The 8834-nt window shown below is 45.8% G+C and carries 9 protein-coding genes; 6 read left to right on the forward strand and 3 right to left on the reverse strand.

The window, feature by feature from the left end:
* Positions 1 to 88 precede the first annotated feature (88 nt).
* Complete coding sequence (gene cls / locus DWW91_RS26830; protein WP_046146263.1) at positions 89 to 1528, forward strand: cardiolipin synthase; 1440 nt, start codon at positions 89 to 91, stop codon at positions 1526 to 1528.
* Here the strand turns inward: cls and rsmD are convergent.
* Genes rsmD through DWW91_RS26845 form a run of 3 tightly spaced genes read right to left on the reverse strand, consistent with a single transcriptional unit; the run spans position 1525 to position 3525 of the window.
* Complete coding sequence (gene rsmD, locus DWW91_RS26835) at positions 1525 to 2073, reverse strand: 16S rRNA (guanine(966)-N(2))-methyltransferase RsmD (RefSeq protein ID WP_122329377.1); 549 nt, start codon at positions 2071 to 2073, stop codon at positions 1525 to 1527. The two genes, cls and rsmD, sit on opposite strands and share 4 nt — an antisense overlap.
* The gene (locus DWW91_RS26840) at positions 2061 to 2888 is read right to left on the reverse strand and encodes a DUF3822 family protein (protein ID WP_009859706.1); all 828 of its coding nucleotides are present in this window, start codon (positions 2886 to 2888) and stop codon (positions 2061 to 2063) included. Before DWW91_RS26840 ends, rsmD begins: the two co-directional genes overlap by 13 nt.
* 10 nt (positions 2889 to 2898) lie before the next feature.
* Positions 2899 to 3525 carry a hypothetical protein gene (locus DWW91_RS26845; RefSeq protein WP_010800638.1) on the reverse strand — a complete coding sequence of 209 codons (627 nt, stop codon included), beginning with the start codon at positions 3523 to 3525 and terminating at the stop codon, positions 2899 to 2901.
* Between the two features lie 94 nt (positions 3526 to 3619).
* Here DWW91_RS26845 and DWW91_RS26850 point away from each other — a divergent pair, with 94 nt between their 5' ends.
* The 5 genes from DWW91_RS26850 to DWW91_RS26870 all read left to right on the forward strand — a co-directional run bounded on the left by DWW91_RS26850 (position 3620) and on the right by DWW91_RS26870 (position 8153).
* Positions 3620 to 5035 carry an ATP-dependent RecD-like DNA helicase gene (locus DWW91_RS26850; protein WP_122329378.1) on the forward strand — a complete coding sequence of 472 codons (1416 nt, stop codon included), beginning with the start codon at positions 3620 to 3622 and terminating at the stop codon, positions 5033 to 5035.
* Positions 5036 to 5164: 129 nt separating this feature from the next.
* Positions 5165 to 5851 (forward strand): hypothetical protein, encoded by a 687-nt coding sequence (locus tag DWW91_RS26855; RefSeq protein ID WP_010800640.1) that lies wholly within the window; start codon positions 5165 to 5167, stop codon positions 5849 to 5851.
* Between the two features lie 13 nt (positions 5852 to 5864).
* Complete coding sequence (gene rsmI / locus DWW91_RS26860) at positions 5865 to 6569, forward strand: 16S rRNA (cytidine(1402)-2'-O)-methyltransferase (protein WP_009859710.1); 705 nt, start codon at positions 5865 to 5867, stop codon at positions 6567 to 6569.
* 19 nt (positions 6570 to 6588) lie between these two features.
* Positions 6589 to 7461, forward strand: coding sequence for a hypothetical protein (locus DWW91_RS26865; protein ID WP_009859711.1), 873 nt, complete (start codon positions 6589 to 6591; stop codon positions 7459 to 7461).
* On the forward strand, positions 7461 to 8153 hold the full coding sequence (locus DWW91_RS26870; protein ID WP_199722634.1) for a YjjG family noncanonical pyrimidine nucleotidase: 693 nt from the start codon (positions 7461 to 7463) through the stop codon (positions 8151 to 8153). The genes DWW91_RS26865 and DWW91_RS26870 overlap by 1 nt, the downstream gene beginning before the upstream one ends.
* Positions 8154 to 8834: the final 681 nt, after the last annotated feature.

Below are 8834 nucleotides of genomic sequence, written 5' to 3' on the forward strand. Positions count from 1 at the left end.
ATTTGATATATCCGGCAAATGTAGTAAAGATTTGTTATTTACAAATTACCTTACTACCTTTATCAACCTGTAACAAAATATAAAAAGAATGCTGGCAGCCATACACATACAATGGGTCGTTGGGGTAATATTCATTATATTATACTCCGTCACCATCCTGGGACTGGTTCTGGTTATTATAGCGGAAAACAGAAATCCGTTAAAAACCATTCCCTGGGTCATCGTATTGTTGCTGGCTCCGGGTATCGGCCTGCTGTTCTATTTCTTCTTCGGACAGGACAACCGAAAACAGCGTATCATCTCCCGAAGAACCTACAAACGTATTATGAAACGGCCGCAGGAAGGCAAACTTCCGCAGGACGCCTGTACTGTCCCCGGTCCGTACCAACCGTTAGTCACATTGCTGAGTAACAACAATCAGTCTTCCCTGCTCTATGGCAGCGAGATTAAAATATATACGAACGGAGCTGACAAATTCAAGGATCTACTGGACGATATACAAAAGGCAAAACATCATATCCACTTTCAATATTATATCTTTTGTGACGATGAAGTCGGGACACGGTTCAAAGACGCCCTGATTGCAAAGGCAAAAGAGGGGGTCCAGGTGCGGGTTTTATACGATGACGTAGGCTGCTGGAACGTAAAAAACAGTTTCTTCGACGAAATGCAGGAAGCCGGAATTGAGGTATATGCCTTCCTGAAAGTAGCATTCCCGGTCTTCACCAGCAAAGTGAACTACCGGAATCACCGGAAGATTGTCGTTATAGACGGGCAGATCGGCTATATGGGTGGTATGAATATTGCCGATCGCTATGAGAAAGGTACGGAATGGGGTATCTGGCGCGATACTCATTTCAGGATAATAGGAAAAGGAGTACACGGCCTCCAGTCCGCTTTCCTGATCGACTGGTATGTCATCAGTAAGAAATTGCTGAATGACAAAATATATTATCCCCTGACTCCGATATACCATGACGACAATATCATGCAGATAGCAACCAGTGGTCCGGTCGGGCAATGGCGCACGCTGTTGCAGGCCTATATCTTTGCCATCGCTAATGCCAAAAAGTACATTTATATACAAACCCCTTATTTCCTTCCGACCGAAGGATTGAACCAGGCACTGCTGATCGCAGCGTTGGGAGGTATCGATGTACGCCTTATGTTACCCAAACGCTCGGATACCCGCAGCGCCAATATGGCAACACACTCTTTTATCGATGAGATGGTGAAGGCTGGTGTGAAAGTATATTTCTATGAGCCGGGATTCCTCCATTCCAAACTGATGATAACCGACGATGCGCTTGCCTGCATCGGATCGGCCAATATGGACTTCCGGAGCTTCGAACACAATTTCGAGATAAATGCATTCGTCTATCAACCGTCTTTCGCCATACAGATGAAGCGGGTGTTCATGCACGATATGCACAGCTGCGAACGGCTGATTCCTTCACGCTGGCTAAAACGGCCAATCAAACAGCGCCTCGCCGAATCGTTCATGCGCCTGTTCTCGCCGCTCCTTTAAGCCTTTTCTTCTTTTATGAAAATACTGAAATTCACCGAACCGTATACACGTTGCTGGTCAAAATACGGCAGGTGGGAGAAATCATTCGTTTTCGGATGCTCCATCACGAAGATACCGCCGTCGCGCAATAAGTCACGCTCAAAAACCAAGGCAGGGACCTCCGGCAGTTCCTTCAGCGCATAAGGGGGATCGGCAAAGATAAAATCAAAACCCTGTTTCGGTGCCGAATGAAGATAACGGAACACATCGCCACGGATCAGATGAAGTGAATCTGTCTTTAACTCTTTCGCTACCTTTGCAATGAAAGAGGCATGTGCATTATTCTTCTCGACAGCCGTCACACTTCTGCATTCTCTCGACAGCAGTTCGAAAGAGATACTCCCCGTTCCGGCAAACAGGTCCAGCGCATCGGCACCTTCCAGGTCGGTCAGGTTGTTGATCACATTAAAGAGATTCTCTTTCGCAAAGTCAGTAGTCGGCCGTGCACTGAAAGATGACGGTACGTCAAAACGCCTCCGGCCATATATTCCGCTTATAATTCGCATACAGATAAAGCTATTAAATCCAATGGGGCCTGAACAACCTCGGCACCCAACAAATAAGCATCCGACGGTATCTCGGCCGGACTGATATATTGTATATAATTACGTAACGTAGTTGTTATGCTGTTACGCAGAGAGACACCTCCATAGATATGAAGCTGGTCCCTCTCCTGATCCATGCCGACCTGTTTCCATACATATAATATATAGTACAGGATATCATCCGGCTTATCATACTCAAACGTATTGACAAAAAGTAGTTTCCCCTGCGCAAAACAAACCACGTCCATCATCTTCCGGTGCAGCACTACATACAATTGCCGGGGGATCAACATACGGCTCTGCTGTTTCCATAAAGCCAGCTGGGGAGTCATATGGTGGATAAACGACGGATTGATCAGCGAGCGGGAACAAAACTCATACACCTCTTCATCCATGCCGAACACGACCTCCGCCGCCTCACGTGTCAGCAAATTATGCAAACATTTATTCTCCGGGGCAGAAAACGTAAACGACAGCAGATCCGTTTTCTGCTTGTCCGTAAAGACTTCCTCCGGCACCACCGTATACTGCGGCGTAACACAAACCAGGTTCGTCCGCCTATACGAATAAGTCATAAACTCGTGCTCAAAGAAAAACTCTTTCAGGGAAGAGACATAAGGCTTCGTCCGGTCGAACTCCACGTTTCTGTAAAAGAAAGTCTCGCTCTCCGAAGGGCTGTATCCTGAAAAAGAAAGTCCATCCGACCTAAGCCGGATGGACATTATGTATTTTCCAGAATTATCAGCAGTCAACGTATCAGGAATACTGATAGTCATAAGCAATTGATTATTCCCAGTTACCTGCGTTGTTATTAATTTCAGTCAGTGAACCAACACGTAAACCCGGATATTTTTCCAGCTTTTCAGCCTTGTCCTTCAGGTTTACAACCAACTGTTTGTCCAGGTCACCCAGATAATCGTCATACTTAACGCCTGCTTCAAATACTTTTACAGTATAACCGGAACCGGAAGTCAGTGTAGCTGTATCCATAGAGAACTTAACGCTTGTTCCCGGAACATTGGCCAGATCATCAGCATTGTAGCTGGCACCGAACAAGGTATCTTTTGCCAGGACCCAGATAGTATCACGTCGGATCAAACCTTTCTTCACAGCTTCTTTCTCTGTCATACCTTTTTCCAGCTGCTCGTCAGTCAAAACACCTTCCTTGATCAAGAACGGAAGCTTATCTTCCTTCAGGAACTTAACCAAGTCATTGAAACTACCAGCATGAGTCTTATACACATTCTTGTACTCGATCTGAGCTTTACGAATATCGATCAGACGAGCTTTAATAAGACTTTCACGCGCATCTTTTGCTTCATTGAATTCGATCGGCGTCATGATGCTTCTGTAGCAAATGTAAACTAGCAGGAGAACTGCAGCAGCTAATAAAATCTTTAATGTAACTTTCATGGTTTGTATTGTTTTTTTGAATTTATTTCGTTCGGCAAATTTAAAAAAGAATATTTAATACACTACCTTTATCACCAAAATTATTGCAATCAAAATGATAAATAGTTATTTAAGCCGCCAAATTACGCAAAATTTCCCACATAATCCGACAGAAGACCAGTTTTCTGCATTAAAAACGCTCACGGATTTTCTGCTTTCGGTGGAATCGGACACACTCCTGTTGCTGAAAGGATACGCAGGAACCGGAAAAACGTCGTTGGTCGGTGCCCTGGTCAAGACTCTGAACGAACTGCAACAAAAAACATTTCTGTTGGCTCCAACCGGCAGGGCAGCTAAGGTTTTTTCGAACTATTCGGGGCAAAAGGCTTATACGATCCATAAAAAGATTTACCGCCAGAAGGCATTCTCCAACGAGCCGACCGGGTTTATGCCTGCTGATAATTTACATAAAGATACGTTATTTATTGTTGATGAAGCATCCATGATTTCCAATGACGGAATCGACTCGATTTCTTTCGGGACGGGACGGCTGCTCGACGACCTGATACAATACGTCTATTCGGGGGAGAACTGCCGCCTGATCCTGATGGGCGACGTAGCCCAGTTGCCGCCTGTCATGCAGACCGAAAGCCCGGCACTCAACCCGGAAATACTCAGAGGATATAACCTCCAGGTACAGGAAATCACCCTGACACAGGTCGTCAGGCAAAGCGGAGATTCGGGTATTCTGCTCAATGCAACCCGTTTGCGGGATGCGCTGCGGAATAACACCGTAGAAATCTATCCTAAACTTCAGTTGAAAGGTTTCGCCGACTTCAGAAAGGTTAACGGGGATGAACTGATCGAGGAAATATCATCGGCCTACAGCCATGACGGGATCGAAGAAACAATGATCATCACACGCTCCAACAAACGAGCCACCATCTACAATAACGGCATCCGCAACCGGATACTGTACCGGGAAGAGGAATTATCGGCCGGCGACCGCTTAATGGTTGCCAAAAACAATTATTACTGGACCAGCGACTGCAAGGAAATGGACTTCATCGCCAACGGGGAAATCGTACAAATACTCCGTGTCAGACGGACAACCGAGCTCTACGGCTTCCGTTTTGCCGATGTGACCGTCCGCTTTCAGGATTACGACCTGGAACTGGATATAAAGATACTGCTCGACACCCTACAGACCGACACCCCTGCCCTGCCGAAAGAGCTAAACGACAAGCTGTTCTTCACCATCCTGGAAGATTATGACGATATCCCCACCAAGGCCGGAAAAATGAAGAAGATGAAAGCCGATCCGCATTACAATGTAGTACAGGTAAAATATGCCTATGCCATCACCTGCCATAAGGCACAGGGCGGACAATGGATGAATGTCTTCCTCGATATCGGATATATGACGGAAGAAATGCTGGGAGAAGATTTCTACCGGTGGCTCTATACCGCTTTCACCCGTGCCACCCATCGGCTGTATCTGGTTAATTTACCGGATGAATTTGTTGAGTGACAGCACACTTTTTCACATATTAAGTACGTTACATAAATAGAAATAGTTATTTTTGCTGCAATATAAGACAGAGAGGTCGCAAATAGTGCCTTTTGGTACACAACGCCTCTTGCAAATTAAAATAAAGGAATGGCAAATAAAGAAAAAATAGATTATCTGTTACTTGATATCAAGGAACTGGAGACGTTGATAGCCGGTATGCGCGACGCAGAAGTATATCCGGTATCCTTCTTTAGCCAGACATTCAATCTGACACATAAAATACTGAATGACCTTCATTCGCTGGAGACTGCACAGATTGAAATGTTACGTAAACAAATGGAAGCCCATCAGGCATTGATACAGTCACTTCCGAACCCGGTTGCCACCGCGGCACCCGCTCCCGAAGAATACAAACCGGAAGTAAAAGAACCGGAAGTAAAAGAAGAGCCGGTCGCAGAACCCGTGATCGTCCCGGAGCCAAAGATGGAACCTGTGCAGGAAGTTATCATCGAAAAGACGGAAATCGTCACCGAGCAGTCCGAACCTCCCCATAAATCCGTCACATCGGAAAAGCAAAGTGTTTTCCTGAGTGACATTTTGGAGAAGAAAAACCTGTCCGACTTCCGCAAGGCATTCAGCCTGAACGACCGCTTCCGTTTCCGTCGCGAACTGTTCGGTGGCAATGAAGAGAAAATGAACAAGGCGATTACCGACCTCAACGATATCCATTCGTATGAAGAATCGGTAACCTACCTGAATAACGAACTGAAATGGAACATAGAAGATGAAGCCGTAGCCGACTTCATCAAGCTATTGGAAAAACGATTCCTCTGAAGAATTGAAAATTATGGCAAAGTTAACAGTTGTACCGACTCCCGTAGGAAACCTGGAAGACATGACCTTCCGGGCCATCCGTGTGCTGAAGGAAGCCGACCTGATCCTGGCCGAAGACACCCGCACGACCGGTATTCTGCTGAAACATTTTGAGATACAGAACAAGATGCAGTCGCACCACAAGTTCAACGAACATAAGACTGTGGAGCAGATCGCTTCCCGCATCAAAGGCGGCGAAAACATCGCACTCGTATCCGACGCCGGGACACCGGCCATCTCCGACCCGGGCTTTATGCTCGTCAGGGAATGTGTGCGGCAGGGTGTCGACGTGGAATGTCTGCCGGGAGCAACCGCATTTGTTCCGGCCCTCGTGGCCTCCGGGCTACCGAACGAAAAGTTTTGTTTCGAAGGATTCCTTCCCCAGAAGAAAGGTCGTCAGACCCGCCTGAAGGAGTTGGCCGTCGAATACAGGACGATCATTTTTTACGAATCACCTTTCCGACTGGTAAAGACGCTAACCCAACTAGCCGAATTCTTCGGAACCGACCGACAAGTATCCGTGTCGCGCGAAATATCCAAGCTGCACGAAGAGACCGTCCGCGGAACCCTGGAAGAGGTTATAGCACATTTTACCGTGAACGATCCGAGAGGTGAGATTGTTATTGTATTAGCAGGCTTAAAAGATAAAAAGGAAAAAGAGACAGAAAAAGATGTTTAACTCAAAAAACAAAAAGAACATGAAGAAGTTATTATTAGCTTGTACCTGCGCGACATTGCTGGTTTCCTGCGGACAGAACTCAGCCGAATACAAAAAGCTGAAAGCCGAAAACGATTCTCTGAAGATCGAGAATACGAAAGCGACCAGCGAAATGAATGAGATCCTTTCTACATTAAATGATGTAGAGGCAGACATACAGTCTATCCGCGATGCGGAAAACTATCTGAACCTCCAGCAGCAGACTGGCGGTGAATTCAGCAAAAGCAACCGCGAACAGATCAAGCAGAACATGCAACTGATCAGCGAAACATTGAAAAAGAACAAGGAAACGATCAGCCAGCTGGAAGACAAGCTGAAAAAGAGCGGCATCCAATCGGCTGCCCTGCGGAAGACAATCAGCCGCCTTTCTTCCGAACTGGACCAGAAGGCAACGATGATCGTCGCTTTGCAGGAAGACCTGGCAAAGAAAAATGTACGTATCCAGGAACTGGACGAAATGGTGTCTTCGTTGAACGAAGATGTGGAAAACCTGGCTACAACTGCTGCCGTCCAATCTGAAAAACTAAACGAACAGGACAAGGCGCTCAACACGGCTTACTACTGCTTCGGCACGGCTAAAGAACTGAAAGACCAGAAAATCCTTTCCGGCGGCGGTCTTTTCTCCAAATCAAAAGTATTGCAGAGCGGTTTCAACAAGGACTACTTCATCTCTGTCGACGTTCGTGAAGTAAAGGAAATCCCTTTGTTCGCTGCAAAGGCAAAACTGAAATCCAACCATCCGGAAGGTTCTTACGAATTCGTGAAAGACGAAGACGGCAACCTGACACTGAATATCACAGACCCGAAAACATTCTGGAGCCTGGGCAAATACCTGGTGATCGAAGTAGGATGATGAAATACAAAAACCTCTTTATAGATCTGGACGATACCCTTTGGGATACGTACCATAATAATAAAGAATGCCTCGAAGAGCTTTATACCGATCACCACTTTGACCGGTATTATGCCTCCTTCGAGGCTTTCTTTGCTATCTATTGGCCTCACAACGAGCTGCTTTGGAAACAATACCGTGCGGGAGAGATCGACAGGCAGACGCTTATCATCGACCGCTTCCGTTATATGCTGCGCCCGATGGGCATCGAAGATACCAAGGCGGTACTGGCCGTCAACAATGATTTCCTCAGGCGCACGACCACCAAGACACGGCTGGTTCCCGGCGCGATCGAACTGCTGGAATATCTTCGCCCTTCCTACCGCCTGTATATCCTGTCGAACGGCTTCCGCGAAGTACAGGACAAGAAACTGCGCAACTCCGGCCTGGCGCCTTATTTCAAGCGGATGATCCTGTCGGAAGATGCAGGTATCCAGAAACCGCACAAGGGCATCTTTGACTTTGCCCTGATCAATACCAACTCCCGCCGCAACGAGACGCTGATGATCGGCGACTGCTTCGAGGCCGACATATTCGGTGCCCGCCAATCGCGGATCGACCAGCTCTGGTTCAACCCGCAGGGACTGCCACCCCAGGAGTTTACCCCAACCTATACGGTCAGCAGCCTGGAAGAGATAAAAACGCTTTTGTAAATAGAATACCTAAAGGGGAGGAAGAGCAGATAATCTAATTGTATTATCAAAATGAACTATCATACTATCATATTATCTTTTAACGCACATGCAATCAACACATTACACCATGACAGTTAGCATTTTCAACTATCATTTAACTGTCATAAACCGTCATAACCTTGTCTTGAAACCTGATACATAACAGTCTTTTTCTGCTAAGTATATTGCTTATTTTCAACAGTATAGTTATTTATATTGCCTGACACCCGGGTCTCGATAACCTTTACACCCGGGTCTGAGCATCGTCGACATCCGGGTGTAAAACAGGTCGAAACGGGCGTCTTAAAAACAAAAAGCAAGTATTCCCGGAAAATTAGTCTATTATTTTTGAGAAATTATTAAGCAGGGAAGAGCAATATGAGATGCAGAATACTCTTCTTTACAGTGATTTTTCGGGAGGTAAAAGAGCGATGATTTTGTTAAATATGTATCATATGCCTGGATAAAATGAGGGTATGATAGATGATATGATAGTTATGGCTTTCAACCATCACACACTAATAGATTAATAATAAACACATTACATCCATTTATGACAGTATGATAGTTGATTCGCTGAAAAACCTTATTGAAAAAGGTTCAAATATAGAAATAATTGAACCTACTTTTCCCTTGATGGAAAAGTAGGCAAAAGATCAA

It is taken from the genome of Parabacteroides sp. AF17-3, from assembly GCF_003635445.1.
Classification (GTDB): domain Bacteria; phylum Bacteroidota; class Bacteroidia; order Bacteroidales; family Tannerellaceae; genus Parabacteroides; species Parabacteroides goldsteinii.

Bases quoted from the DNA above. Each gene is read 5' to 3' on its own strand.
- cls (WP_046146263.1), top strand. From the start codon at position 89: ATGCTGGCAGCCATACACATACAATGGGTCGTTGGGGTAATATTCATT.
- rsmD (WP_122329377.1), bottom strand. From the start codon at position 2,073: ATGCGAATTATAAGCGGAATATATGGCCGGAGGCGTTTTGACGTACCG.
- DWW91_RS26840 (WP_009859706.1), bottom strand. From the start codon at position 2,888: ATGACTATCAGTATTCCTGATACGTTGACTGCTGATAATTCTGGAAAA.
- DWW91_RS26845 (WP_010800638.1), bottom strand. From the start codon at position 3,525: ATGAAAGTTACATTAAAGATTTTATTAGCTGCTGCAGTTCTCCTGCTA.
- DWW91_RS26850 (WP_122329378.1), top strand. From the start codon at position 3,620: ATGATAAATAGTTATTTAAGCCGCCAAATTACGCAAAATTTCCCACAT.
- DWW91_RS26855 (WP_010800640.1), top strand. From the start codon at position 5,165: ATGGCAAATAAAGAAAAAATAGATTATCTGTTACTTGATATCAAGGAA.
- rsmI (WP_009859710.1), top strand. From the start codon at position 5,865: ATGGCAAAGTTAACAGTTGTACCGACTCCCGTAGGAAACCTGGAAGAC.
- DWW91_RS26865 (WP_009859711.1), top strand. From the start codon at position 6,589: ATGAAGAAGTTATTATTAGCTTGTACCTGCGCGACATTGCTGGTTTCC.
- DWW91_RS26870 (WP_199722634.1), top strand. From the start codon at position 7,461: ATGAAATACAAAAACCTCTTTATAGATCTGGACGATACCCTTTGGGAT.